The 26,790-nt window shown below is 71.4% G+C and carries 15 protein-coding genes and 1 tRNA gene; 10 read left to right on the top strand and 6 right to left on the bottom strand.

What is annotated here, in order from left to right; translation table 11 throughout:
• The first annotated feature begins 118 nt into the window (after positions 1-118).
• Positions 119-571 (top strand): hypothetical protein, encoded by a 453-nt coding sequence (locus tag DEIMA_RS17080; protein ID WP_013558091.1) that lies wholly within the window; start codon positions 119-121, stop codon positions 569-571.
• A gap of 54 nt (positions 572-625) precedes the next feature.
• Here the strand turns inward: DEIMA_RS17080 and DEIMA_RS14840 are convergent, their stop codons facing one another.
• A complete protein-coding gene (locus tag DEIMA_RS14840; protein WP_013558090.1) occupies positions 626-1,834 on the bottom strand; it encodes a vWA domain-containing protein in 1,209 nt (402 codons plus the stop codon).
• Positions 1,835-2,168: 334 nt separating this feature from the next.
• Here DEIMA_RS14840 and DEIMA_RS14835 point away from each other — a divergent pair, with 334 nt between their 5' ends.
• From DEIMA_RS14835 to DEIMA_RS14810, 6 genes are all read left to right on the top strand, one after another.
• Positions 2,169-2,663 carry a hypothetical protein gene (locus DEIMA_RS14835; RefSeq protein ID WP_013558089.1) on the top strand — a complete coding sequence of 165 codons (495 nt, stop codon included), beginning with the start codon at positions 2,169-2,171 and terminating at the stop codon, positions 2,661-2,663.
• A 42-nt stretch (positions 2,664-2,705) separates the two neighbouring features.
• Positions 2,706-4,817: a hypothetical protein gene (locus DEIMA_RS18890; protein ID WP_013558088.1), complete on the top strand. Its 2,112-nt coding sequence runs from the start codon at positions 2,706-2,708 to the stop codon at positions 4,815-4,817.
• Positions 4,818-4,945: 128 nt separating this feature from the next.
• The gene (locus DEIMA_RS14825; protein ID WP_013558087.1) at positions 4,946-7,675 is read left to right on the top strand and encodes a DUF11 domain-containing protein; all 2,730 of its coding nucleotides are present in this window, start codon (positions 4,946-4,948) and stop codon (positions 7,673-7,675) included.
• 1 nt (position 7,676) lies between these two features.
• Positions 7,677-12,392: a DUF11 domain-containing protein gene (locus DEIMA_RS14820; protein WP_013558086.1), complete on the top strand. Its 4,716-nt coding sequence runs from the start codon at positions 7,677-7,679 to the stop codon at positions 12,390-12,392.
• A 26-nt stretch (positions 12,393-12,418) separates the two neighbouring features.
• Complete coding sequence (locus DEIMA_RS14815; RefSeq protein WP_013558085.1) at positions 12,419-18,061, top strand: beta strand repeat-containing protein; 5,643 nt, start codon at positions 12,419-12,421, stop codon at positions 18,059-18,061.
• 176 nt (positions 18,062-18,237) lie between these two features.
• Complete coding sequence (locus DEIMA_RS14810; protein ID WP_043816810.1) at positions 18,238-19,413, top strand: YihY/virulence factor BrkB family protein; 1,176 nt, start codon at positions 18,238-18,240, stop codon at positions 19,411-19,413.
• Between the two features lie 62 nt (positions 19,414-19,475).
• Here the strand turns inward: DEIMA_RS14810 and nhaA are convergent, their stop codons facing one another.
• Together nhaA and hisA are read right to left on the bottom strand one after the other, a co-directional pair.
• Complete coding sequence (nhaA, locus tag DEIMA_RS14805; RefSeq protein WP_013558083.1) at positions 19,476-20,744, bottom strand: Na+/H+ antiporter NhaA; 1,269 nt, start codon at positions 20,742-20,744, stop codon at positions 19,476-19,478.
• Positions 20,745-20,887: 143 nt separating this feature from the next.
• Positions 20,888-21,607, bottom strand: a complete 720-nt coding sequence (gene hisA, locus DEIMA_RS14800; RefSeq protein ID WP_013558082.1) for a 1-(5-phosphoribosyl)-5-[(5-phosphoribosylamino)methylideneamino]imidazole-4-carboxamide isomerase — start codon at positions 21,605-21,607, stop codon at positions 20,888-20,890.
• 109 nt (positions 21,608-21,716) lie between these two features.
• Between hisA and DEIMA_RS14795 the strand changes: the two genes are divergently transcribed.
• Positions 21,717-22,859 carry a glycosyltransferase gene (locus tag DEIMA_RS14795; RefSeq protein WP_043817448.1) on the top strand — a complete coding sequence of 381 codons (1,143 nt, stop codon included), beginning with the start codon at positions 21,717-21,719 and terminating at the stop codon, positions 22,857-22,859.
• Positions 22,860-22,863: 4 nt separating this feature from the next.
• Here DEIMA_RS14795 and DEIMA_RS14790 read toward each other — a convergent pair whose 3' ends face one another.
• The 3 genes from DEIMA_RS14790 to DEIMA_RS14780 form a co-directional block, all read right to left on the bottom strand.
• Positions 22,864-23,373 carry a GNAT family N-acetyltransferase gene (locus DEIMA_RS14790; protein WP_043817446.1) on the bottom strand — a complete coding sequence of 170 codons (510 nt, stop codon included), beginning with the start codon at positions 23,371-23,373 and terminating at the stop codon, positions 22,864-22,866.
• Between the two features lie 76 nt (positions 23,374-23,449).
• Positions 23,450-23,534, bottom strand: a tRNA-Leu gene (locus DEIMA_RS14785).
• 56 nt (positions 23,535-23,590) lie between these two features.
• Positions 23,591-25,165: an aldehyde dehydrogenase family protein gene (locus DEIMA_RS14780; protein WP_013558079.1), complete on the bottom strand. Its 1,575-nt coding sequence runs from the start codon at positions 25,163-25,165 to the stop codon at positions 23,591-23,593.
• A gap of 542 nt (positions 25,166-25,707) precedes the next feature.
• Here DEIMA_RS14780 and rpsL point away from each other — a divergent pair.
• Positions 25,708-26,112: a 30S ribosomal protein S12 gene (gene rpsL, locus DEIMA_RS14775; protein ID WP_013558078.1), complete on the top strand. Its 405-nt coding sequence runs from the start codon at positions 25,708-25,710 to the stop codon at positions 26,110-26,112.
• A gap of 90 nt (positions 26,113-26,202) precedes the next feature.
• Positions 26,203-26,673 carry a 30S ribosomal protein S7 gene (rpsG, locus tag DEIMA_RS14770; protein WP_013558077.1) on the top strand — a complete coding sequence of 157 codons (471 nt, stop codon included), beginning with the start codon at positions 26,203-26,205 and terminating at the stop codon, positions 26,671-26,673.
• The last annotated feature ends 117 nt before the right edge of the window (positions 26,674-26,790 follow it).

Below are 26,790 nucleotides of genomic sequence, written 5' to 3'. Positions count from 1 at the left end.
CTTCCGGCATCGGTTTCCTTTGCCTGATGGCATCGTATGTCTATGGCCATAGGAATGCAAGGGCAAACTGCCGGGGTTACAGCACCGCCAGCCCGGCGCGCGTTATCCTGAACGGGCCATGACCGACCCCAGACCCAAACCCCAACGCAGCGGCGGTGGCCGGGGCCGCCCCGTCCTGTGGTTCGTGCTGCTCGCCTCGTTCGTCGGTGCGACCGCCGGCACCATCGCCATCACCAAAGCCAACCCGCTGTACAGCAATGCCGAACGCAACGGCATCAGCAAGTACCGCTTCATTGAGGACTGCAAAGACGAAATCCACCAGCAGATCAGCGAAATCGAGAAGAACGCGAACGCTCAGTCCGGGGGGAAACAGACCCTGAACATCACCCCGGAGTTCAACGCCTCGCGCCTTGTGCAGGCCACCGGCGAGAACCCCAACGCGGGCGGCTGGTACCTCCAGAGCGAAGTCAACCTGGTCGCGCCCGGCATCGTGCGCCCCACGCCGTTCGCGTGCGGTTACGACCCCAAAGCCACCGGCAAGAAATTGCAGGCGCAACTGCAGCTGCAGTAACCGCAGCAGGCCAAGGGGGTCCCGACGCGCGTCGGGGCCCCCTTGGCCTCTGGGTCAGTTCACAACCTTGGTCTTGTTCTGCATGTAGTCCATCAGCACGTACTGCCCGATGTTGTACGGCGTCGTGAAGTACGCTTTGCCGCGCGTCATCTCGGTCACGCGCCGCACGAACCCGATCAGTTCCGCGTCGCGCGCGAGCATGAACGTGTTGATCTGAATGCCGCTGCGGCGGCAGTTCGCGACTTCCCGCAGCGTCGCGCCCAGCACGTACGGGTCCAGGCCGTAACTGTTCTTGTAGATGCGTCCATCCGGCAGGGTCAGTGCCGATGGTTTGCCGTCGGTGATCATGACGATCTGCTTCATGTCCTTGTTCTCGCGTTTCAGCAGCTGCTGCGCGAGTCGCAGGCCTCCGGCCGTGTTCGTGTGGTACGGGCCGATCTGCGCCTGCGCGAGGCGCCCGAGCGGCACTTCCTCGGCGGAGTCGTGGAACAGCACGAAGCGCAGGCTGTCGCCGGGGTAGCTGGTGCGGATCAGGTGCGCGAGCGCGAGCGCGACCTGCTTCGCCGGCGTGAAGCGGTCCTCGCCGTACAGGATCATGCTGTGCGAGCAGTCCAGCAGCACGACCGTCGCGGCGCTGCTGCTGTACTCCGCCTGCCGGATCACCAGGTCGTCTTCGCTGGCGTTCTCGAAACCTTTGGTGATGACGTTGCTGAGCGTGGCGGTGGTGTCGAGGTTCAGGGTATCGCCGAACTCGTAGTTCTTCAGTTCGCCGCTCACGTCGATGCCGCTGGCGTAGTCGCGGGTGTCGTGGTTGCCGGCGCTGCTGCGGCCCAGACCGCCCATGAGTTCCCGAAGGCTGTTGTAGCCGAGGAAGTCGACGCTCTTGTCGGTCAGTTGGAAGCGGCTTTCGCCGCTCGCGCCGGCACCGCCCTGCCCGCCTTCCTCGCCTTCGCGGCGGATGAAGCCGTCCTGCTGGAGGCGTTCGATGGCCCGTTCGATCTGCTGCCCGAGGGTCGTCTCACGGATGTCTCCTTCGGCGTTCATGGCTTCGGCGAGCAGTTCTTCGGGGATCATGTTGCGCTCGACGAGCGCTTCGAGGATCGCGTCGAACAGGTCGTCCATGCTGGGGCGCGCGTCCGGGTCCGGGTCGTACGGGTCGTTCAGGCCCTGGCCGAGCAGGGCTTCCTGAATCATCTGCATCAGTTCGGCGCTTTCGATCTGGTCGAGTTCGCCCTCGAAACGGCTGTAACGGGTGACGCGCATGCTTGCACCTCCGGGTCTGCGTTTCAGGATGCCGCAATCCCGGCGCGGACTTTGTGATGCCTGATGCGCCCGCGTCAAGCGATGAAGACGTGTCTTCACGGGGCCGCCAACTGGTCAGACATGAGGACGTGAGGAGTGTAGTGCCTCCTACGCTTTTGCGGGCTTTTTGCGCCGAAGCCTTCATCGTAGCTCATGAGACGTTGAGCGTTGCTCCATGCAAGCCACTTCATGACAAAAAACCGGTTGTTGATGAAGGGGCCTACCCTCAATTCTGAGGGCCGTGCCCCATTCCGCTGAGCCCGTCGTCTCGCACCACTCACGCCAAGGAGTTCACGTGAACCGTCGCCTGCTCGCCACGCTGCCCCTGCTGCTCGCGTTCGCCGCCGCCCAGACGCCCTCCCCGCTCAAGCTCGTGCTCAGCACCAGCCTGGTCACGACCGTCACCCAGAACGGCCGCACCGAGGAGCGCCTCACGCCCAACCCCCGCAGCGTGCTGCCCGGCGCGCTCGTCCAGCAGACGCTCACCGTCACGAACACCAGCACGCGCACCCTGCGCGGCGCCGTCGTTCGCCTGCCCGTCCCCAAGAACGCCGTATACGCCGGCGCGCTCCGCAACGCCGAAGGCGCCACCGCGCAGTTCAGCTTCGACAACGCCAAGACGTTCGGCACGGCCCCGCTCAAGCGCCGCATCACCGTCACCGAAAACGGCCAGTCCGTCACGCGTGAAGTCACCGTCAACCCCAACGAATACACCGACGTCCGCTGGACGCTCCCCGCGCTCACCGCCGGCCAGAGCGTCCAGCTCAGCTACCGCATCACCGTCAAGTAACTCCGCCCGCCGCTGCCCGCCACTCGCCCCTCAGGAGGACCCGTGAACCGTACCCGCACCCTCGCCCTCATGGTCGCACTCGCCGCCGCCCAGGCCCTCGCTGCCGGCACGCCCGCCGGCACCACCATCACCAACACCGCCACCGCGACCTTCACGGACCCGGCCAACCCCGGCGGCCCAAGCGGCACCGCCACCTCCAACACCGTGCAGGCCACCGTGCTGCCCCGCCCGGACTTCACGGTCACGCCCAACGACCTCGGCACGCCCGGCCAGCCCGACCAGGACGCGCCCATCCCGCAGTACGACCGCGTGGGCGTCCTGCCCGGCAGCCAGCAGGCGTTCGGGTACACCGTCACCAACACCGGCAACACCCCCGTCCTCGTGGACCTGCGGACCCTCAACCGCACCGACACGACCGTGCAGGCCCCCACGTACTACCTCGACGTGAACGCCGACGGCCTGTTCACCCCCGGCACCGACACGCCCCTCACCGACACCGACGGCAACGGCGTGCCCGACACCGGCCTGCTCCAACCCGACCAGACCGTGCGCATCCTGCAGGTGTACACCGTCCCCGCGAACGCCACGCCCGGCACGTTCTTCGGCGCGTCACCCAACGCGAGCGGCCAGTACGACCCGAACTTCACGCCCGGCGGGACCGCCACCCCCACCACGCCCATCCCGAACCCCACCACCGGCACCGGCCTGCTCACCGACGCGGACAACTTCAACCGCGTGCTGGTGTTCACGCCGACCGCCAGCGTGGACCCCGTCGACGCCGACCCCGCCACGCCCGGCCAGCAGGACCCCACCCCGCCCAACCCCGCCACGCCCCCCACCTACACCGACCCCAACCCGCTCGTGCCCGCCGCGCCCACCCGCATCGAAGTGATCGGCGACGAGCAGAACGCGTACCCGCCCGCCGACCCCGACACGGCCAATGACCGCGTGACGTTCCTGAACAGCGTCACCAACGGCAGCGCGCAGACCGACAGCTTCAACCTGCTGCCCCCCACCAACCTGCCCGCCGGCGTGACCGTCACGTTCCTCGACGAGGCCGGCAACCCGCTGCCCATCGTGAACGGCTTCCCGGTGCTGCAGAACGTCGCGCCCGGCCAGACCGTGAACTTCCGCGTGGTCGTCACGTACCCCGATACCGACACCCCCACGGCCATCACCAGCCCCGCCCTGCCCATCGTGGTCACGGTCGGCGTGGACTCCACCAGCGACGCCGACACCACCCCCGAGGACACCGCCATCGACCGCGTGTTCCCGCCGGCTCTGAGCTTCGGCGACGCCACGCCCGCGCTCGGCACGTCCCCGCAGCCCATCGTGGACCAGATCACCGTGCCCGGCGCGCCCGGCACGCTGCAGCCCGGCGACATCACCGACAGCCAGGGCATCTATCCCATGGACCTCGCCAACCTCGGCGGGTACCCGGAAAGCTACCGCCTGACCGGCACCGTCACCGTGCCGCTCGTGGGTGGCGGCAGCACCCCCGTGAGCGTCCAGTACTACCTCGACACCAACGGCGACGGCGCGCCCGACACGCTGCTCACGCAGGACGGCAGCGGCGCCTTCATCACGCCGACCGTTAACCCCGGCACCGAACTGAAGGTGTACGGCGTCGTGAACGTTCCCGCGAACGCGGCCTCCACCAACACCGGCGGCGTCAACACGCCCCTGCCGGTCACGCAGACCGCCACGGGCGTCACCAGCGGCATCGTCCGCACCGACCCCAACGACACCCTCAGCATCGCCCCGACCGGCGTGGTCGCCATCAGCAAGAGCGTGAACGCCTCCGGCGCGCAGCCCGGCGGGAACCTCGTGTACACCGTGAACGCCGTGAACGGCTTCAACACCGCCGTGAACAACTTCGTGCTCACGGAAACGAACGGCGCGAACACCAACCTGTTCACGTACACCACCTTCGCGGCGGTGGGCGCCACCACCACCGCGCCCGGCACGGTCCTGTACCGCTTCAACGGCGGCGCGTGGCAGACCAGCCCCACCCTGCCCGCCGGGCTGCCCGCCACCAGCGTCACCCGCGTGGACGTCGGCGTGGACAGCAACGGCAACGCCACCATGGACGCCGGCGACGTCCTCCCGCAGGGCGCCCAGATCAACGTCACGTTCACTGTCACCGTGAAGTAACGCAGGCTTTTTCCCGGCGCCCCGCCCCGCGGGGCGCCCCATAACACAGACTCCACAATGCCAGACGCCCCAATACCGTTTTCTGCCGCCCTTCCCCACAGGCCAGCCCCGACCCCACAGGAGGCAACGTGAGCCGGGTTCCCCACTTCATCGCCACGCTGGCGCTCGCGCTCAGCGCCCTCGCAGGCGCGGTCGGCACGCCCGCCGGCACCAGCATCACCAACCAGGCCAGCGGGCAGGCCGATCCCTTCACGCCCGGCGGTCCGCCCGTCGTGAGCGTCTCCAACATCGTGCAGGCCACCGTGCAGCCCGTGTGTGCCGTGAGCGTCACGCCGGACGGCACGGTGGCCGCGCCCGGTCAGGCCGCGACCGTGCTCCCCGGCGAACGCGCCGTGTTCCCGTACCGCGCCGTGAACGTCGGCAACACCCCCAGCACCTTCAATGTGAGCGGCACCGTCGAGAGCGGCAGCGCGCACACCCCCGCCCTACGCGTCGTCGTCGACGCCAACGGGAACGGCACGCCCGACGCGAACGAGAGCGACGTCACCACCGTCACCCTCGACGCGGACGCCAGCGCCAACCTGCTGCTTATCGCGGACACCACGACCGCCGCGCGCGGCGACGCATTCGTGAACCTCGTCGCCGCCTGCACGGACGGCACCAGCCGCGACGCGAACAACGTCGCGCGCGTCAGCGTCGGCGAGCCGCCCGCGCTGAGCGGCACGAAGACCTTCACGCCCGCCACCATCGCGCCCGGCGCGACCACCACCGTCACCCTCACCGCCCGCAACGACGGCACCGGCGCGGCCCGCGAACTGACCTTCACGGACCCGCTCGGGCCGCTCGCGGCGCAGGGCCTCACCTACGTGACCGGCAGCGCGGTCGCCACGGGCGGCACCGCCGAATTCACGTCGGACGGCGTCACGTGGACCACCACCGAGACGGCGCCCGTGACCGGCATCCGCCTGCGCACCGCCAGCCTCGCGCCCGGCGCGACCGCCACCCTCACCTTCAGCCTCCGCGCCGCGCCGAGCGCCGAGGGGCGCACCATCACCAACACCGCCACCCTCACGGGCGGCCCGCAGGACGTCCCCGTCACCGCGGACCTGCGCGTGCAGTACAGCCCCGCCGTCGCCCTCGGCCCGGTCGGCAACCCCACCGCGCCCGAAGGGACGTCCGCCGACACCAGCACCGCCCCGTTCGCGCTGGTCGGGCAGGCCACCTGCCTCGACCACACCCTGCAGAACACCGGCGACGTCACCGACGACTTCACGCTCCAGGTCGCCCTCACTTCCGGCGCGGCCACCACGACCCTGCTCGGCGCGGACGGCCAGCCGCTCGCGCAGCCCGTGCGCCTCGCGCCGGGCGCGAGCATCACCGTGCGCGTGTGCTACACCCCCACCACCGCCGCGCCCATCAGCGCGACCATCACCGCCACCGGCGCGCGCGGCACCACGAACGCCACCACCGACCTGCTCCCGAACGTCGTGAGCGGCCTGCCGGAACTCACCAAAACTGCGGACGCCACCGGCACCGTCGGCGCGGGCGACACGGTCACGTACACCCTCACCGTCCGCAACCCGTACCCGCGCGCCCTCACGAACGTCACCGTCCGCGATGACCTCGACCCGGCCGTGCAGTTCGTGAGCGCCAGCGACGGCGGCACCCTCGCGGGCCGCACCGTCACCTGGACGCGCGCCAGCATCGGCGCGAACACCACCGTCAGCTTCACACTCGCGGTGAAGGTCGCCGCCGGCACCCCCGACGGCGCCGCCCTCCGCAACACCTTCACGCTCACCAGCGCCGAAACGCCCGCGCCCACGACCAGCAACGAAGTCGTCACGCCCGTGTGGAGCGCGCGCCTGATCCTCCAGAAGGACGTGGACAGCGCCACCGCCAACTACGGCGACCGCCTAAACTACACCCTCACCATCCGCAACACCTCCCCGACCACCGCCGTCACGGACGCCATCATCACCGACACCCTGCCCGCCGGACTCACCTACATTCCCGGCACGACCACCCTGCAGGGCCAGCCGTTCCCCGACCCGGAAGTGCGCGGCCGTGACCTGATCTGGCGGGTCGGCACGCTGCCGGCCAGCAGCGACGTGCGCCTCACGTACGCCACGCGCGTCACCGCCGAGGCCACCGAGGACCTCGTGAACACCGTCGTCGTCCAGGGTGCCGGCGGGAACGCCACCGGCCTCGCCAGCAACCGCGCCACCGCCCGCACCCGCCTCACCCCGCAGGGCTTCGCGCCCCTCACGGACCTCGTGGGCGTCGTCTACGTCGACCGCAACCGCGACGGCGTGTACCAGCAGGACGTGGACCTCCCCCTCGAACGCGCCCGCGTAATCCTCGCCGGGGGCCGCATCGCCCTCACGGACCGCGACGGCCGCTACCACTTCCGCGGCGTGCCCATCGGCGCGCAGGCCCTGCGCCTCGACCCGAACAGCGTCCCGTACGCCCCGCTCGACCTGCCCGAAGACGGCGACCTGCCCGGCACACGCACCGTGTACGCCCGTGGCCTCACCGCCGTGGACTTCCCGCTCGCGCCGCTCGCCGGCGACATCGAGGCGCTGCGCCGCACCACCCTCACGACCGGACCGCTCACCGTGCAGAAGGACCTGACGTTCGCCAGCGGCGTGTACACCGTGCGCCTCACGCTGCGCGCCACGCAGGCCCTGCCGGGCTTCACGCTGCAAGACCCCCTGCCCGCCGGCGCGACCCTCCAGAGCGGCCAGAACACCCTCACCCGTGACCTGAGCGCGGGGGAGACCACCCTCACCTACCGCTTCACGTGGACCGGCGAGCCGCGCGCCGCCACCACCGACCCGACGGTCTCCTGGAGGTACTGACGTGAAGTCCGCCCTGACCCTGCTCACCGCGCTGCTCCTCGCGGGCGCTCCCGCGTCCGCGCAGGAACTCAGCACCAGCCTGCCCCTCACCAGCGTCGGCAACCGCCTGCTGTGGAGCGTCGGCGACCAACAACTCACCCTCGACGTCCCCATCGCCGGCCGCGTCCGGCTGGAACTGTACAGCGCCGAATTCGACCCGCAGGACTACCGCAGCGACACGTACTTCGGCGACGAACGCTACGACGCCGGCCCCGTCGAAACGACGTTCGCCGTCATTGACGCTGCTGGCAACGTCGTCACGCGCGCCACCTTCCCGGCCGGCGCGCACAGCTGGCGCACCCTGATCGACCAGGACCTCCCCGCCGGCACCTACCACTTGGAAGCCGTCACCGCCGGTAACGGCAAGAACACCTTCGCACTGCGCCTGACCGGCGTGCAGGCGGCGGTGCGCGCTAACCGCGTGGCCGTGAACGTCCACGCGCGCGACTGGGTGCCGGTCGTGAACGTCACCACCGACGGCGCCGGCGACGTCCTGCGCCTGTACGACGGTGACGGCCCCACCGAACTCGAAGCGCGACTGCGCGGCCCCGACGGGCGCACCACGCCCATTCCGGTCAGTGCGCAGCTCGGCTGGGTCGAGATCCCCCTGCCGAGCACGCCCGGCGCGTACAGCGTGGAGCTGCGCCAGCCCACCACCGCCCGGCAGTACAGCAACACCGTCGCGTTCACGCTCACCCGCGCGGGCAGCGCCGCCGACCTCACCCTCACGCGCGTAGACACCACCGGCACCCTGCGCGTGGACGCCGAACTGCTCCTGCCGGGCGGTGCGGTCCCCACCGTCGCCGACGTGCGCGTCGGCGACGCGACCCTGCACGTGGACGGCAGCGCCACGCAGGCCGTGAACGCCGGCACGTACCCGGTGCGCGTCGCGCCCGTGGCGGGCGCGACCGTCGCCGCGAGCGCCGCCACCGTGACCGTCCCGCGCGGCGGCACCGGCCAGGTGCGCGTGCAGGTGAAACCGGACGTGACCCTGAACGTCACTGCGGACCGGCAGGAGGTGTGCGTCGGCGACGTCGTCACGTTCACCGCCACCGCCCGCACCGCGTACGCCGGCGACCTCCCCGTGAACCTGCGCCTCGCCCTGCCAGACGGCGTCACGCCCACCGCCGAGTCGGCGGCGCCCACCACCGTGAGCGCCGCGACGCCCGCCGTCACCCGCGTGGAGGTCCGCGCGCAGCGCCCAGGCCCGCTCAGCGCGAACGCCACCCTTGACCCCTGGGCGAAACAGGCCGCCGCGAACGTCACCGTCCGCGCGGACGCCACGACCGTCCAGCTGCGCCGCGCGCCCCTGAGCGCCGCCGCGCCCGGCAGCGAGGTGACGGTCACGCTCAGCGCCACCAACACCGGCAGCGCGCCCGTGCCGTTCGCCCTCGCGGACGCGCCCGCGCCCGGCCTCACCCCCCTGGAGCCCACCAGCTTCACCGGCACGCTCGCGCCCGGCGAAACGCGTGCGTTCACGTACCGCGCCCGCGTGAGCGCCACCACCGACGTGCCCCTCAGCGCCACCCTGCGCGCCGAAGGGTGCGGCGCCCCGCAGGCCGTCGCCGGCACCCTCCCCGTGCAGGCGCCGCCCGCGCCCGTCGCCGCGACGCCCACACCGACGCCCGCCGCGCGCCCCGCACCGGACGCCACCCGCACCAGCGAGATCCGCCTGCCCTTCGACGCCCCCGCCGAAGCGACCACGCTGATCCTCGCGCACACCTTCCCGACCGGCGCGACGTACGTGCCCGGCAGCAGCCGCCTGAACGGCGCCGCCCTGCCCGACCCGATCATCGGCACGTCCGGCCGCGCGTACTGGACGGTGCCCGGGCAGCGCCGCGGCACCCTCACGTACGACGTCACCCACACGGGCGCCCTGCCCGCCCTGCAACAGCCGGCGCTGCGCGCCCTGTACCCCCGCGAGCGCGCCGAGACCCTCCAGGGCACCTTCGACGCCGGGGATTACGCGGGTGCCACCGCCCGCCCCGCCACGCCCGCCGCCACCGAGAACGCCGGCGCGCTGAAACTGCCGCTCAGCGGCACTGTGTACCGCGACCGCGACCGCGTCACCGTCGTCGTGGAAGGCCCCATTGGCGCGACACTCACGCCCACCATCAACGGCGAACCCATCCCCGAAGCGCGCCTCGGCGGCCGCGTCAACGACCCCGCGCGCGGCACGCAACGCCTCACGTACGTCGCCGTGCCCCTGCGCGTCGGCGAGAACGCCCTCGCGCTCGGCCGCGACACCGTCACCGTCACGTACGCCGGCCCGACCGCGCGCGTGGACATCACGCCCGTCAGCGTCGTCGCCGACGGCAGCACGCCGCTGCGCCTGCGCGTCCGCGCGCTCGACGAACGCGGCGTCGGCACCGCCCAGCCGTTCCTCACGCTCCGCCCCAGCCTGGAGCCCCGCACGCCCGACGCGAACCCCGGCGAGGCCGGCTACCAGGTGCGCCTCGTGGACGGCGAGGGCGAACTGGTCCTCGCGCCGCAGGCGTCCCCCACCACCCTCACCATCGACACGCTCATCGCGGGCCGCGTGGAACGCCGCACCTTCGACGTCCGCCCCGATGACGGGCGGGTCGGCGTGGGCGTCGTCAGCGTCACGCTCGGCTTCCCCGGTGACGGCGTGGACGTGCGCACGCAGGCGCGCGCGTACCTGGAAACGCCCCTCGCGGGCGGGAAGCTGTACGTCGCCGCCGACAAGGACGGCCTCCCCACCGACAGCGACCCGAACACCCGCGCGCCCGTGTTCGGTGACGCCAGCACCGAACAGGTCCCCCTGCAGGGCCTCGACCCGTTCGCGTTCGACTTCGACCACCCGGCGTTCCGCGTGCAGTACCGCCAGACGACCGTGCCCATCGAGGTCCTCCCGCTCGGCGAACGCCTCACGGCCCTCACCGCGCGCAGCAAAACCAACCCCAGCGTGTCCGGCTTCGTGGCGCTCGTGCCCGAGGACCGCGTCCGCGACCGCCTCACGCCGAACGGCACGCGCCTCGCGCGCCTCACGCGCTTCCCCGTCGCGCCCGGCAGTGAAACCGTCGAGGTCGTCACGCTGGAACGCGGCACCGGCAAGGAACTCGCGCGCCGCACCCTCGTGCGCCTCGTCGACTACACCCTCGACACGGAAACGGGCGTCCTGACCCTCACCCGCGCCCTCGACCGGATCGACGCGGACCTCAACGACGTGGAACTGCAGGTGTCGTACCGCCTCCTCAACGCCGGTAGCAACCGCGACCTGGCGTTCGGTGTGCAGCTCCAGCAGGTGGGCGCCGGCTACACGCTCGGTATTGCCGCCGTCAGTCTCGACGGGCAGCTCACCACCGGCGTGCGCGGCACCGTGAACACCGGCCCGCTCAACGCCGACGTCCGCGTCGCGTACGCAGGCGGCGTGCAGGCCAGCGCCGACCTCGACTACCGCACGGACGCCTTCACCGCGAGCGCCCGCGCCCGCTACCAGAGCGCTACGTACGCCGGGTTAAACCCCTTCACGCCCGGCCTGGCCCTGAACGCCGCCGCGCGCCTGCGTGTCACCCCAAACGTCGCCCTGATCGCCGACGCCGAGCACCGCGACCAGCCGGGCCTGTACAGCGGCAACGTCAGCGCCCGCGCCGAGGTGCGCCTGAAACCGTTCAGCGTCGGCGCCGGCCTGAAGTACGCCTACGGCACGCAGAGTGGCCTGGGCGCCATCGTGTCCGCCGGCTACCACCGCAACCCCCTCGACGTGGACGTCGTGCACACCCAGCCGATCACCGGCACCCTCGACCCCACCACGGACTTCACCGCCCGCGTGGCCCTCACGGACAGTGTCGCGCTCGCCGTGCGCGACACTGTCAACTGGCGCACCGGCCACACCGCCACCGTCAGCCTCGACAGCCGCCTCGGCAACACGAACTTCAGCGTCGCGTACGACCTGCCCACCGCGAGCGGCGCCGGGAACCGCGCCCGCTTCGGCGTGACCACCGAATTGCCGCTGAACAACCAGTTCAGTGTCGGCGTGCGCGCCGCCCTGATCCGCGACCTCAACGCTGGCGCGTTCGAAGCGAGCGGCGGCGCCGACCTCCGCTACAAGTCCGACACGCTCAGCGCCACGCTCGGCACCGACCTCGCTTGGCGCGCCGGCGCCCTCACCACCGTCGTGCGCGGCGGCGTGACTGGCAGCCTCACCCGGAACCTGACCCTCACCGCCGACGGCACCGCCGAGTTCGGCGCACGCGTCGGCGCCCGCTTCGCGCTCGGCGCCGCGTACCGCAACGGCCCCCTCAATGCCCTCGCGTACGCCCGCTACCAGACCGGCAGCCTCAGCGCCGGGCAGCCCGAACTGCTCGCCGGCGCCGCCGCCGAGTACCACCAACCCCGCTACGCCGTGCGCGGCGGCCTGGACCTGCGCGCCCGCCCGAACGACCCGAACAGCTTCACGTACCAGCCCACCCTGGGCGCCACGTACTACGTCACCGATGACCTCGGCGTCGGCGCGTGGGGCCGCGCGCTCCTGCAGCCCGGCCTGCAGAGCGCCCAATACGGCTTCGGCGTGGAAGGCACCGCGCGCGTCCTGCCCGGCACGTGGTTCACCGTCGGGTACAACCTGCTCGGCTTCGACGGCCTCGGCAACACCTACACCCGCCCCGGCGCGTACCTGCGCCTCGACCTCACCCTCGACGAAAGCGTCGGTAAATGATGCCCACACCCCCTGAAAGGAGCGCCGTGCACCCCGCGACCCGGACAACCCCGGCCCTGATCCGCACCCTGCTCACCCTCGCGGCCCTGCTCGGCCTCACGTGGGCACCCGCGCACGCCGTCACCTTCAACCTCAGCTTCGCCGGCGGCGTGGACGTCACCACGGGCAGCACCTGCGCCACCGCCCTGAACAGCCGCTGCCGTTTCAACAGCGTCGTCGTGGGTGCCGGCACCGGCCCGTACCAGCGCGACGCCATCATCACCATCAGCAAGCTCACGAACGCGGCCATCAACAACTCCAGCGTCGCCGCGCCGAACTCCGACCTCGACAACCCCGCGCCGACCCTCACGGGGACGGCGCCGGCGGCGTCCGCGCAGGACTTCTTCTCGCCGACCGTGGACGTCTCGTCGGCGGGCACCGGCACCGGCTGGGCGGAATTCACCATCGACTTCATCGCGCGCGGCGCTGCCGTGCCCGCAGTGGGCGCCGGCAACGCCGCCCTGCCCGGCACGTTCCACGTGACCAGCTTCGACACGGACGCCGCCAACCCTCTGCGGGAATTCGTGGAGTACGTGGCGCCCGCCACGACTGCCCTGTCCAGCGGCACCACCCTCACCTCACGCGCGGCCGTGGACGGCGGGGTCGCGTACCAGTCCGGCACCACCGGCGTCAGCGGCATCAGCACCGACCCGATCTACAAGGCGAGCGCCACCTACACGAACGCCGCCAGCGTCCGCCTCGTGTACGGCGCGAACACTGGCGGCACCGCCTGCAGTGGCGCCACCTGCGAGCGCCTCACGGCCTTTGACTTCTACGTCGCTGACTCGGTGGTCCTGCAAACGGACGTCAACGGCTTCAAGAGCGCCCGCCTCACCACCGACGCGGACGGCAACGGCGCCATCACCCCCGGCGACACTGTCACGTACACCGTCACGTACGTGAACACCGGCAACACCGCCAGCACCGGCTTTCAGATCACCGACGCCCTCCCGAGCGGCGTGACCACCACCGCTGGCGCGCAGACCGTCCGCCTCAACGGCACCGTCACCGCCGCCGCACGCAATACCGCCTACACCGGCACCGGCGCGAACACCACCCTGCTCGCCGCCGGGCAGACGCTCCCCGCGAACGGCACCATCAGCGTTGACATCCCCGTGGTGGTCGGCGCCGTCACCAGCGACAACACCGTCCTCAGCAACCAGGCGAGTGGCAGTGGCAGCGGCGCCACGAACGTCCTCAGCGACAACGTGGACGCCACCACCGCCTTCCCGCCCTCCGTTACAGGCGCGACCGGGTTCGCCGCGCCGCCCGCCGGCAGCGTCCCCCAGACGCAGACGGCCGCCGTGAGCCCCACGACGATCACGGTGCGCCGCCAGCCCACCCTCACGCTCAACAAGACCATCGCCGCGCCGGGGCGCGTAAACACCAACGACCAGTTCACCGTGCAGATCAGCAGCGGCGGCACGACGGTCGCGAGCGCCACCACCACCGGCACGAACACCACCGCCACCACCGGCGCGGTCACCGTGGCGAGCGGCACCACCTACACCCTCAGTGAAGCGCTCGCGGCGGGCAGCGGCAGCACCCTGTCGGCGTACGCCAGCACCATGACCTGCACCAACGCCACAGGCGGATCCTCGACCACCCTGCCCGGCGGTGCCGGCGTGAGCTTCACGGTCACGCCCACCTTCGGTGACGACCTCACGTGCACCTTCACGAACACCGGCACGCCCGTGGACCTCGCCGTCAGCCAGACCGGCCCGGCCACCGCGAACCTCGACGGCACCGTCACGTACACCGTCCGCGTGTGGAACAACGGCAGCGACGTCACGGGCGCCACCTTCACCGACACTGTTCCCGCCGCCCTTACGAACGTCACGTGGACGTGCGCGGCCACCGGCAGCGCCTCGTGCGGCGCCACCACCAGCGGCACCGGCAACACCATCAGCGCCACGCTCGGCGCCCTCACGACCGACACGGGCAGCGCCGCCACCGCCGACACCAACTACGTCACCTTCACCATCACCGGCACGGCCACCAGCACCGGCAGCCTCACCAACACCGCCACCGTGACCGCCCCCGGCGGCTTCACCGAGAGCAGCACCACCAACAACAGCGCCAGCACCTCCACCACCGTCACCGCGACGGTGCAGTGCAGTACCCTGTACGGCACGTTCGGCACCGGCCGCGAACTGCGCAGCGTCACCGAAACGAACACGGTCGGCAGCCTGATCGGCACCATCCCCGACCAGGGCACCACCGCCAGCGCCAGCGCCACGCTCGCCGTGTACGGCGGACGGTTCTTCGCGGCGCGCGACTCTGACCGCACCCTGCAGGTCCTCGATCCCGCCACCGGCACATGGACGCAGGGCGGCGCCTTCACCGCCGGCGCCACCGCCGGCCGCCTGGTGCGCATGGCCATCGGTCCGGACGGCACCGGCTACGCCATGGACGGCGCCGGGTCCTTCTACACCTTCAGCACCACCGCGCCGTACCCCGTCACGAGCGGCCCGCGCACCCTGACCATCACTTCAGCCGGCGCGCCCGCGTTCGGCGGGAGCGGCGACTTCATCGTCGACAGCCTCGGACGGCTGTACCTGCTCAGCACCGCCGCGAACTCCACGTACGTGGACCTCTACGAACTGTTCGCGTCCACCAGTACCGCCCAGTACCTCGGGCGCATCACGAACGCCACCGTCATCAACACTGTGTTCGGCGGGTTCGCCGCCACGCCCAACGGCATCTTCGGCCGCAGCGGCACGGGCCGCCTGATTCAGGTGGACCTCGCGAACCTCACCGTCACGCAGATCGGCACGGACGTCACGCCCGGCAGCACCGACCTCGCGTCGTGCACGTACCCGACCTTCACGCGCACCGTCACGGCCACGCAGACCGTCACGAAAGTCGCCGGCAGCACCGGCACCGACGTCCGCCCGGGCGACACCCTCGAATACACCGTCGTGATTCGCAACAGCGGCAACATCGCTGCTGGACAGACGACCTTCCAGGAAGCCATCCCCGCCGGCACGACGTACGTGCCTGGCACCACCACCCTGAACGGCACCGCCGTCACCGACGCGGGCGGCGCCATGCCGTTCACGACGGCAGGCAGCGTGAACACCCCTGGCCAGACCGCTGGCGTGCTCAGCCCCGACACGACGCCCGGCGTCCTGGACCGCGAAGCCGTCGTGCGCTTCCGCGTGGTCGTCGGCACCGGCACCACCAGCGTCAGCGCGCAGGGGACGACCACCTACAGTGACGTCGGCACGCAGACCACGCTCACCGACGACCCCGGTACGGCCACGGCGAACGACCCGAACGTCACGCCCGTGAACCAGCCGCCCGTCGCGAACAACGACGCGGCCAGCACGCCCGCCGGCAGCCCCGTGACGTTTAGCGTCACCGCCAACGACACCGACACGGCGCCCGGCACGGTCAATGCCGCCACCGTCGACCTCAACCCCAGCACCGCCGCCCTCGACACGACCTTCACCGTCCCGAACCAGGGCACCTTCACCGTCAACACCGCCGGGCAGGTCACGTTCACGCCCGTCGCGGGCTTCAGCGGCATCGTCACGCGCACGTACACCGTGCAGGACAACCAGGGCTTCACCAGCAACGCCGCCACCATCACCGTGACCGTCACCCCGCGCGCCGTGAATGACACGGCCAGCACTGCGCCGAGCGCGAGCGTCAACGTGCCCGTCTTGAACAATGACGTCGGCACCGGCCTGCAGCCCGGCAGCGTCGTGTTCGTGAACGCCCCCGCCGGCAGCACCGTCACGAACGGCGGCAAGACCCTCACGAACGCGCAGGGCACCTACCAGGTCCAGCCGGACGGCAGCGTCACCTTCACGCCCGCGCTCGGCTTCACGGGCACCACCACGCCCGTCAGTTACACCGTCACCGACGCCGCCGGCACCATCAGCAACCCCGCGACGCTCACCATCACGGTCAGCAGCATCACCGCGCCGACCGCCACGAACGACGCCGCCAGCACCCCCAAAGGCACGTCCGTCACGCTGCCCGGCGCGACGAACGATACGCCCGGCACGCTGCCCATCGCGCCCGCCACCGTCGACCTCGACCCCGGCACCGCTGGGCAGCAGACGACGCTGAGCGTCACGGGCGGCACCTTCACCGCCAACGCCAACGGCACCGTCACGTTCGCGCCTGCCGCGGGCTTCGCGGGCACGGCCACGGCCACGTATACCGTCGCCGATACGGCCGGGAACCGCAGCAACGCCGCGACGCTCACCGTCACCGTCACGAACCAGACGCCGACCGCGACCGCCGCCACGAACGCCACGCTGCCGGCCAGCGCCGGCCCGACCGCCCTCACGCCCGGCCTGAGCGGCACCGACCCGGACGGCACCATCACGACCTTCACGGTCACCACCCTCCCGCCCGCCGGCAGCGGCACCCTCGCATGCGGCGGAACGCCCATCACCACCGTCCCGACCTCGTGCGCGCCCGGGCAGCTCACCTTCGACCCGGCCGCCACCTTCAGCGGCAACGCCGCCTTCCAGTTCACCGTCACCGACGACAACGGCGCCACCAGCGCGCCCGCCACGTACACCATCCCGGTGGACGCCCCGCCCGTCGCGCAGAACGACGTGGCCAGCACCAACCCGGGCGTGCCCGTGACGTTCAGCGTCACCGCGAACGACACTGACACGGCCCCCGGCACGGTCGACCCGGCGAGCGTCGTGTTCGTGAACCCCCCGGCGGGCAGCACGCTCAGCCCGGACGGTAAAACCCTCACCACCCCGGGCGTCGGCACCCTGAGCGCCAACGCGGACGGCACGGTCACCTTCACGCCCGCCGCCGGCTTCACCAGCGGCACCCTCACCACCGGCTACACCGTCCGCGACAACCTCGGGCAGGTCAGCGCGCCCGCCACCATCACCGTCAGCGTGCCCGCCAACACGGACGTGGCCCTCAGCCTCACCGGCCCGGCATTCGCCTCGCCCGGACAGCCGGTCACGTACACGCTCGTGGTCACGAACGGCGGCACCAACGTCACCGGCACGACCGTCACTGTGCCTCTGCCCGCCGGCACCACCTTCGTGAGCGCCAGCGCTGGCGGCAGCGTCAGCGGCGGCACCGTCACCTGGACGCTCGGCGCGCTCGCGCCCACTGAAACCCGCACGCTCACCCTCACGCTCACCGCCCCGAACGCCACCTTCATCAACGCGAACGGCGTCACCACCCTCACCACCACCGGCACCGTGAGCGTCGCCCAGAGCGAAAGCACCACCGCCAACAACACCGACAGCAGCAGCGCGCAACTCGTGTACGCGCAGCTCACCAAGCAGGTCCGCAACGTCACCCGCGCCGGCCCGTTCGGCGTGACCGCCACCGGCCAGCCGAACGACGTGCTGGAGTACTGCATCGACTTCCGCAACGCGGGCGGCGCGGCCCTCCCGAACTTCACCGTGCTCGACCCGGTCCCTACCGGCAGCGCCGCGCTGCCCGGCGCGTACGACGCAGCCGCGGGCGGTGCAGGCTTCGGCGTGCAGCTCACGCGCGGCGGCACCACCAGCTACCTCACCAGCTTCGCCGACGCCGACAACGGCCAGCTCGACGCGGCGGGCCTGAACGTCGCTCTCGGGACCCTCGCTGTCGGCGAAGCGGGCCGCACCTGCTTCCAGGCGCGCATCCCCTGAACGCCCGCGCGGCCCCCACCTCCTGACTTCCGCGCACGGTCCCCGGCATCCCGCCGGGGGCCGTGCGCTGCGCGCCTCACCCGACGGGCCAGGCCGCGGAACTTCGTGTAGGGACGGTAAACGATCCGGGGTGCCCGCCGTACCCGGTGTGCAAACGCGGCTCGTACACTGGCCGCGTGAAAGCCAAGGACCTGTTGCCCGTGCTGCGCGACGCCTTCATGGCGTTCGGGCAGGACCGCGCGCCGAGGCTGGCGGCCGCGTTCGCGTACTACACCATGTTCTCCCTCGCGCCGCTGCTGTTCTTTCTGCTGGCCATCGCCGGGTACTTCCTGGGGCAGTCGGCTTTCCAGGAGCAGCTGTTCGGCGCGAACGGCCACTCCGGCCTCCTCGCGCAGTACTTCGATGCCAAAACGGCCGACTTCGTTAAGGGGCTGCTCGCCAGCGACAACAACCAGCTCAGCAAAGGCAGCGGCATCGCTACGCTCGTCGGCTTCGTGACACTGTTCATGGGCGCCACCGGCCTGTTCGTGCAACTCCAGGACGCCCTGAACAGCCTGTGGGGCGCCGACCCCGCCCCGCGCGGCGGCATCCTGCAGGTCATCCGCACGCGCCTCGTGTCGTTCGCGATGGTGGTGCTGTTCGGCGCGCTCATCATCGCGTTCCTCGGCGTGAACACCTACCTGTCCGCCATTGCCGGACGCCTCGGCGACGTGATCGGCGCGGGCGCGTTCTTCGTACGCCTCGCGACGCTGCTGCTCTCCGCCGGGATGTTCACGCTCGCGTTCGCGGCCATGTACCGGTTCCTGCCCAGCATCCGCCTGTCGTGGCGGGACGTGTGGGTGGGCGCGGCTGTCACCGCGGTGCTGTTCGCGGTCGGGCAGACGCTGATCAGCGTGTACTTCGCGCGCGTCAGCCCCGGCAGCGTGTTCGGCGCGGCCGGATCGCTGGTGGTGCTGCTGCTGTGGATCTACTACAGCGGCATGATCGTGTTCTTCGGCGCGGAGGTCACGTGGGCGTACGCGCAGCGGTTCGGGTCGCAGCCGGGCGGCGCGCAGAACCCGGACAAGAAGGCCGCCCTGGCCAACAAGGGCAGCGACCTCAACCCGAACGCCAGCCCGCGCGAGCAGCAGGAAGCGGCGCGCACCCCCGAAGCGGGCGGGCAGGCCGGCCAGGCTGCCCCGAAACGCCGCGGCTTCCCGCGCCTGCCGCGCCGCCAGCGCCCCAAGGCGCCGCCCCGCCCGCGTGAGGCCGTGCCCAGCATTACGGCGGCGCTCACGAACGCCGTGCTGGCGGTGTTGGCGGTCCCGGCGGTGCTGGCGTTGCGCGTGGCCCGCCGATTCCGGCTCCGCTGACCACCCCGAACAAAGGGCCCCGATCTGCTCGGGGCCCTTTGTTCGGCATCATTCGCTGGTGGTCAGTCCGCGTGGGCAGCCTGGGCGCGGGTGGTGCGCAGCAGCCAGACGGCGCCCAGCAGCGCGGCCGCCACGGAGGCGCCGAGCACGCCCAGTTTCGCCTGCGTCAGCAGCGCCGCGTCATCGAACGCCAGGTTCGCCACGAACAGACTCATGGTGAAGCCCACGCCGGCCAGCAGGCCTGCACCGACCATGTGCGTCCACGTGACGTGCCGCGGCAGGGCCGCCACGCCCGCGCGCGTCGCCAGCCACGCGCCGCCCACCACGCCGAGGGGCTTGCCGAGCACCAGCCCCAGCAGCACCCCGAACGACACGACCCCCAGCCCGCCGCTCCCGACGCTCACGCCGGCGTTCATCAGCGCGAACAGCGGCAGGACCGCGTACGTCACGACCGGATGCAGTGCGTGCTCCAGCCGGTGCAGCGGGCTCTGTGCGCGCTCCAGCAGGTCCTCCAGGTCCTGCAGGCGCGCGCCCACCTCCTCTTCCTCGCCGGGCTGCGCGGCCGTCAGCAGCGAGGGTGTGCAGAGGGACAGGTCCGGTTGGCGGATGGGCACGGCGAACGCCAGCAGCACCCCGGCGATGGTCGCGTGCAGCCCGGACTGCAGCACGAACAGCCACAGCAGCAGGCCCAGCACGGCGTACAGCTTCAGGCTGGGTTTGCGGCGTCCCCAGCCTGCCAGCAGCGCGGCGCCCCACGTGAGCGCCGCGAGGCCCAGCGCGCCCCACTGCACCTGCTCGGTGTAGAACAGCGCGATCACCAGCACCGCGCCCAGGTCATCCACGATGGCGAGCGCCGTGAGGAACACTTTCAGGCCCACCGGCACCCGTGGCCCGAGCAGCGCCAGCACGCCCAGCGCGAAGGCAATGTCGGTTGCCATGGGAATGCCCCAGCCGGCCCGGCCGGGCCCGCCACCGTTCAGGAGGGCGTACAGCGCCGCGGGCACCAGCATGCCGCCCACCGCAGCCGCGACCGCGAGGGCCGCGCGCCGCCGGGACGCCAGCTCGCCGATCAGCAGTTCCCGTTTGATTTCCAGGCCGACCAGCAGGAAGAACACCGCCATCAGGCCGTCGTTCACCCAGTGCTCCAGCGAAAAGTCCAGTGTGGCGGCGCCCAGGGCGACGCTCAGGTGCGTGTGCTGCAGCGTGAAGTACGCTTCCCGCCAGGGGGAGTTCGCCCACGCGAACGCGAGCGCCGCGGTGCACACCAGCAGCAGGCCCGCGAACGCCTCGCTGCGCACGAACCGGGAGAAGGGAGAGGGAGTGGTTGCCATGAAACCTCCTGAAGCAAAAGGGTGGAGCCTGTTTAGAACAGACTCCACCCGGTCAGCGTATGGCCGCTGTGGCCGGCCGCGTAGGCGGCGCGAATTGCCTGCAGTGTACCTCAGGAGCGCCCCGGAAGGGGAGTGCGGGCCGTTCAGGCCTGCGGCGTCAGGTCCGGCACGGGGTAGGGGAGGGTCCCCTCGTAGATGGCGCGGCCCACGATGGCCCCCTCGATGTTCAGGTCCGCGAGCAGACGCACGTCGTCCACGTTCGCTACGCCGCCGCCCACGATCAGCGTGTTCAGCCACAGACGACGTACCTCGGTCATCAGGTCGCGGTCAAGGCCGCGCAGTGTTCCGTCGCGCGTCACGTCCGTGAAAATCAGCGTTTCCAGGCCGGCGTCCGCAAGGCGCGCCGTCAGGTCCGCGACGTGCACGCCGCTCCCTTCCGCCCAGCCGCTCACGGCGACGTCCATGCCGCGTGCGTCCACGCTCACCACGACGCGTTCCGCGCCGTGCGCCTCGATCAGTGCCCGCACGAGTTCCGGTTGGCGGACCGCCGCGGTGCCTATGACCACGCGGTCCACGCCCGCCGCGAGCAGCTCCTCGGCGGCCGCGCGGTCCCGGATGCCCCCGCCGACCTCCACGGGCACGCCGAGCGTCCCGGCGATCTCGCGGATCACGGCGCGGTTCTCGCCGCGGCCGGTGGCGGCGTCGAGGTCCACGAGGTGCACGAGGCCCGCGCCGAGGCTCACCCAGTGGCGCGCGGCGTCCGCCGGCTGATCGAAGTACACGGTTTCGCGGTCCGGGTCGCCCTCGTACAGGCGAACGGCGCGACCCCCCTGAATGTCCACGCAAGGAATGACGAGCGGCATGCGCGGAGCATACCGGACTTTCCCGCGCGCACGGCGCGCGCAGGCCAGACGAGCGCGGCGGGCCGCGACCGCGCAGGGCCAGTCGGTGTAGACTGCCGCCACTGTGGCGCTGCGCATCGGCCTGGTCAGCACGACGTACCTTCCCTCGCGGAATGGCGTGGCCACCAGCACCGCGCTGCTCGCCCGCGGCCTGCGCGACGCGGGCCATGACGTGCGCGTGTTCGCCCCCGCGCACCCGGCGCAGGTGGCCGGGGCGCCCGAGCCAGGCGTGTACCGCCTGCCCAGCACCACCTGGGGCACCCCGCCCGATTACCCGCTGATGCTGGTGCCGTCCGTCGCCATCGAGGCGAAACTGCCGTGGCGGGACGTGGACGTGCTGCACACCATGCACCCGTTCCTGGCCGGGCAGCTGGCGGTGCGCTGGGCGTACCGTGCACGCGTTCCGCTGGCCTTCACGGCGCACACGCAGTACGAGGAGTACACGCACTACGCGCGCATGCCGCGCCGCATGTCCCGCGCCCTGGTCCGCGCGCACGTGGGTGCGTTCGCGCGCCGCGTCGATGAGGTGCTGGTGCCGGGGCGCGCCATGGAGGACATGCTCCGTTCGTACGGCGTGGACGGCCGCATTACACGCTTCCCGAACCCGGTGGACCTGCAGGCGTTCCGGCAGGCGCTCCGCGTGGACCGTGCCGCCTGGGGCGTCCCGGCGGGCGTGCCGCTCGCGGTGTACCTGGGGCGGCTCGCGCCGGAGAAGAACCTGGAGGTGCTGCTGGACGCCGTGACGCGCGCGCGGCGCACGCAGCCGGACCTGCACCTGCTGGTGGTCGGGGACGGCCCGTCCCGCCGGGACCTCGCCGCGAACGCGCCGGACGGCGTGCATTTCGCCGGGCCCGTGCCGTACGCCCGCGTGCCCGAGGCGCTCTCGCTCGCGGACGCGTTCGTCACGGCGAGCACCAGCGAGGTGCTGCCGATGAGCATGATCGAGGCGCTCGCCGCGGGCGCGCCGCTCGTGGCCGCGCGCAGCCCCGCCGCCCTCGACCTGATTCAGGAGGGCGTGAACGGCACCGTCCGGGAAGCGACGCCCGCAGCGCTCGCGGAGGGCCTGCTGCACACCCTGCACCCGGATCGCCTGCCGGCCCTGCGGGACGGCGCGCGGGCCAGCGCCGCGCCGTACGACGTGCACACGCGCGCCCGGGCGCTCGCGGACCTGTACGCGGGCATGATCGAGCGATACCGCGCGCGGCGCCGCTGACGGCTCAGCGCAGCGCCAGCACCAGATGCTCCTCGTCGAACAGGACGCCGTTCACCTTGAGCGCGCCGGGCTCCAGGCCGTACGGCACGAACCCGAGGGTGCGGTACAGGGCGCGCGCGGCGGTCTGCGTGGTCGTGACGCTCAGCGTAACCCGCTCCAGGTCGTCGTACGTGCGCAGACGGTCCAGCAGGAGCGTCAGCAGGTGCCGGCCGACGCCCTGCCCGCGCAGTTCCGCGCCGACGTACACGCCGACGACCGTGCCGGAATGCCGCGTGTTCCGCGCCGTGTGGCGGATGAAGGTGGCCATGCCGCGCAGCGCGTCGCCCTGGAAGGCGCCGACCGTGAAGTTCCCGCCGGGCACGTCTGCAATGCGCGCCTGCAGGTGCGCGACCGTCAGCTGACGGTGCTCCTCGGCGGACGACCCGTACGCCTGAGGGTCACGTTCGAGCGCTTCCAGGCGGGTGTTCCCGTACGCGTAGGCGTCATCGGGGGTGAGGGTGCGGATCAGGGGCACGCCTTCAAGGTACATGGCCCGTACGCCGCCCTTCAGGCCGCAAAGCAAACACCCCCGCCGAAGCGGGGGTGTGATGTGGTGCCCAGGAGGGGACTTGAACCCCTACGCCTCGCGGCGCTAGTCCCTGAAACTAGTGCGTCTACCAATTCCGCCACCTGGGCGTTTCAGGCTCGCTTAGGTTACAGGCGAGCCTGAGTTCTGTCAACACCCCTTCGCGTCAGGGACGACGTGCACGGCCCGGCAGCAGGCTGTATTCCGGGAAGTTCCCCGCGAGGCGCTCGCCGGGCTGCCCGACCGTCACGGCCTGCACCAGCAGCGCGCCCCCCACGAACGCGCCGGTCCAGCTCTCGCCGAGCCCGCCGAACGTCTCCTCGCGGTCCCCGCGTGAGCGCAACACGTTATGCCCGACCTTGTACGCGCGGGAACGCGCGAACACCTCGTCCGCCACGCGCGCGTCGTCCGTGGCGATGGTTGCCACGAGGTTCCCGTTGCTGACGTTCATCTCGGTGATCAAGTCGTCCACGCTGTCCACCAGCACGAACGTGTCCACCGGCCCGAACGGCTCGGCGTGGTACAGCGCCGTCCCCCGAGGAGGCGCGAGCAGCGCCGTCGGGGCAATGTACGCCCGCACGTCCTGACCCGGCAGGAAGTTCGCCGGGTCGAGCGTGCCCGCGTAGATGGGCACGGCGCCGCGCGTCGTGGCCTCCTCGATCCGGGCCTGCAACTCCTCGACCTTCTGCGCGTTGATGAGCGGGCCGAAGTCCACATCCGGGAGCTGACCGTCCTCGGTGGCGAGCAGCGGGTGCCCGACCGTGAGGGTGGGCGCCACGCGCAGGTACGTCTCCAGAAACTGCGGGAAGAGGGCCCGCTGCACCACGAACCGCGCGTACGCCGTGCACCGCTGCTTGCCGTACTCGTAGCCTTTTTTCAGGTGCTGTTCGAGGAGCGCCCAGTCACTGAAGTCCCACACGCCGTACGCGTTCACGCCTTCCATTTCGAGCATGTAGCGTTTGCTGCGGTCCACGAGCGCTGCGGCAATGTCGCGCCCGTTGCTCTTGCCGCCGACGTACGCGAGTGCCGCGACGTCCGGGTGACGCACGAGCGCCTCGCTGAGCTGCGCGCCGCTGCCGCTCACCAGCGAGAACGGCAGCCCCGCCTCGCGGGCGAGGGCCACAGCGAGCGTCAACGCGACCAGCCCGCCGTCGGTGGGCGTCTTGGCGATCACGGCGTTCCCCGCGAGGGCCTGCACCAGCATGGCGTGCACGAGAACGCTCAGCGGGTAGTTCCACGACGCGATGTTGCTGATCAGGCCGAGCGGCGCGCGGCCCGTCAGCATCTCGTCGATGTGCTCCAGGTACCAGCGGACGCCGCTGACAGTGCGGTCGACGCTCGTGAGGGCCTGACGGTACGGCTTGCCGATCTCCCAGATCAGCAGTTGCGCGAGCAGGTCACGCTGCGCCTCGATGCGATTCACGGCGTCGGCGACGCGCGCGCGGCGTTCATCAAGGGGAACGGTGCTCCAGGTGGCGTGCTCTTGCGCGGCGGCTTCGACGGCGGCGCGCGCGTCGGCGGCGCTGAGCATGGGAAGGCTGGCGAGCGCCGCACCGTCTACCGGGCTGACGGTGCGGCGCGGTTCACCGGTCGCCTGCCAGCGGCCGTGCGTGAGGTTGCGGACATGGCCGTCAGCGCCCAGCGCGTCGGGCGCGAGGGCCTGAGCGCGGGCGTAGAGGGCGGCCCAGGTGCTGGCCTCGGGAATGCGGCGGGCCGTGCGGGTCGGAGCGGAATGCGTCACGCGGGAACCTCCTGAACAGTGGTCGGAGCGGATGGGGGCGTCACCTTCCACCCTTCACGGGCGAAACGGGCAACCAAGGTGGCGGTGCGGCATGCAGCGCGGGGACACGGCTCCCGCGGTCAGCGCGGTGGGAACCAACAGGCCCCAGGGCAGGGCGGACGAAAGGTGGCGTGCAGCGTGCCCGGTGGGCGCGGCTCCCGGGGGGCGCCGGGGAGGGGTGGCGCCTCCTGAGCCGCGAGAGCGCCGGGGCGCTCACCCCCCGGGGCGGGCCGTCCGGGGTTCGCCCACCGTACTCGCCGCGTGCGCGCCGCCGCGAGCTTTTTCGCTAGACACCTGCAGGGCGGGCGCTAGACAGCCGCGCCGCGCCTTGCACGCACGGACGGAAGCGCAGTAAGATAGCGGGGTTGGATTCTGCCCGGTTGGGTTGCACCCGAGCGAATTCGCGAACCAGCCTCCAGCCCCCTCAGTGCGCCGTGCGTCGCGGCCATGCTGGCTGACGGGGAGAGGCCCACCTCAAGCACCAGTAAGGGAGTGATTGACTCTTGCCTACCGTTCAACAGCTGCTCCGTAAGGGCCGCGCCACGCTCGCCAAGAAGAGCAAAGTTCCCGCGCTGAAGGGCAGCCCCTTCCGCCGCGGCGTTTGCACCGTCGTGAAGACCACGACCCCCAAGAAGCCCAACTCGGCGCTCCGCAAGATCGCCCGTGTGCGCCTCACCAGCGGCTTCGAAGTCACCGCGTACATCCCCGGCGAAGGCCACAACCTGCAGGAGCACAGCGTCGTGCTGATCCGCGGCGGCCGTGTGAAGGACCTCCCCGGCGTGCGCTACCACATCGTTCGCGGCAGCCTCGACACCCAGGGCGTCAAGGACCGCAACAAGAGCCGCAGCAAGTACGGCACCAAGAAGCCCAAGGCTGGCGCTGCCGCCGCGGGCGCGAAGAAGAAATAAGTCGTTCACGCTGCGGCAGCGTGCGGGCACCACGCCCCGCTCCGCAGCGCCTGAACGTGCCTGTGCAACCGCACCCACGAGGAGAGAACCATGGCTCGTCGCCGCAACGCTGAAATCCGCCCCCTCGCGCCTGACCTCGTCTACCAGGACGTCGTCGTCAGCGCGCTCATCAACCGCCTCATGCGCGACGGTAAGAAGAACGTCGCCAGCCGCGTGTTCTACGGCGCCTGCCGCCTGATCCAGGAACGCACCGGTCAGGAGCCCCTGAAGGTGTTCCGCCAGGCGTACGACAACATCAAGCCGCGCGTGGAAGTCCGCAGCCGCCGCGTCGGCGGCAGCACCTACCAGGTGCCCGTCGAAGTGAACCCCCGCCGCACCCAGAGCCTCACGCTGCGCTGGCTCACCAACGCCGCTGAAGGTCGCCCCGAGCGCACCGCCATCGAGCGCCTTGCCGGCGAACTGATGGACGCCGCGCAGGGCCGCGGTGGCGCCATCAAGAAAAAAGACGACGTGGAGCGCATGGCGGAAGCCAACCGCGCCTACGCGCACTACCGCTGGTAAGACTGTCCCGACTCGCACAGCGAGTCCGAGCGGAGCGAGTAGGGACGGCAGCCGTCTGCCGTCCCCTTTCGCATGCAAGGCGCTCTTTCGCAGGCAGTTCGCGCCTTCCTTCACCAA

Origin of the sequence: Deinococcus maricopensis DSM 21211 (genome assembly GCF_000186385.1) — a bacterium.
Taxonomy (GTDB): Bacteria; Deinococcota; Deinococci; order Deinococcales; family Deinococcaceae; genus Deinococcus_B; species Deinococcus_B maricopensis.
This window is presented reverse-complemented; position numbering and strand designations above follow the sequence as displayed.

Bases quoted from the DNA above. Each gene is read 5' to 3' on its own strand.
- DEIMA_RS17080 (WP_013558091.1), top strand. From the start codon at position 119: ATGACCGACCCCAGACCCAAACCCCAACGCAGCGGCGGTGGCCGGGGC.
- DEIMA_RS14840 (WP_013558090.1), bottom strand. From the start codon at position 1,834: ATGCGCGTCACCCGTTACAGCCGTTTCGAGGGCGAACTCGACCAGATC.
- nhaA (WP_013558083.1), bottom strand. From the start codon at position 20,744: ATGGCAACCACTCCCTCTCCCTTCTCCCGGTTCGTGCGCAGCGAGGCG.
- hisA (WP_013558082.1), bottom strand. From the start codon at position 21,607: ATGCCGCTCGTCATTCCTTGCGTGGACATTCAGGGGGGTCGCGCCGTT.
- rpsG (WP_013558077.1), top strand. From the start codon at position 26,203: ATGGCTCGTCGCCGCAACGCTGAAATCCGCCCCCTCGCGCCTGACCTC.